This window comes from Pseudomonas sp. EA_65y_Pfl1_P113 (assembly GCF_963970525.1).
In the GTDB taxonomy this organism is placed as follows: Bacteria; Pseudomonadota; Gammaproteobacteria; order Pseudomonadales; family Pseudomonadaceae; genus Aquipseudomonas; species Aquipseudomonas tritici.
In genome coordinates, this window is sequence record NZ_CAXAQM010000356.1 from 1 (window position 1) to 524 (window position 524).

Sequence of the window (524 nt, forward strand, 5' to 3'; positions counted from 1 at the left end):
GCCGCCGACAGCGGGGCAGCGATGCAAGGAACTGCGACCGATCTTTGGGAATGGTGGGCCCGTCGGGACTCGAACCCGAGACCTACAGATTAAAAGTCCGTTGCTCTACCAACTGAGCTACGGGCCCACTCGGCGCTTGCGTTAGGAGCGCGTTCGGGCGCGGTCAACCCTGGGGTTGCGGCTTGTTCAGCCGCGCATGAAGCTGCCGGACGGTCCGGCCCGCTACCGGATCGCGCCAATTGGGGGCGATCGTGCGTAATGGATCAAGCACAAAGCCGCGCTCGCGAAAGGCGATATGCGGCACGGTCAGCCCTGCCGTCGACCACATTCCCCCCGACCACAGCACGATGTCGAGGTCGATCACCCGCGCGCCCCAACGCGCGCCACGCCGCCGCCCGAACGCGCGTTCGATCGCTTTCAATCGAGCGAGCATCTGCGGCGGCGTCAGCGCACTCTCCAGCAGCACCGCCGCATTGGCGAAGCGCCGGATCGACGGCCCGAGCGGCGCGCTACCGATAATCGGG

The 524-nt window shown here is 66.8% G+C and carries 1 protein-coding gene and 1 tRNA gene; both read right to left on the reverse strand.

Translation table 11 applies throughout. The annotated features are described in order from the left end of the window. Positions 1 to 51 precede the first annotated feature (51 nt). Positions 52 to 127, reverse strand: a tRNA-Lys gene (locus tag AACY52_RS30020). Positions 128 to 163: 36 nt separating this feature from the next. Further along, positions 164 to 524, reverse strand: a 361-nt coding sequence (folK, locus tag AACY52_RS30025; protein ID WP_339561334.1) for a 2-amino-4-hydroxy-6-hydroxymethyldihydropteridine diphosphokinase, incomplete at its 5' end; no start/stop codon positions are given.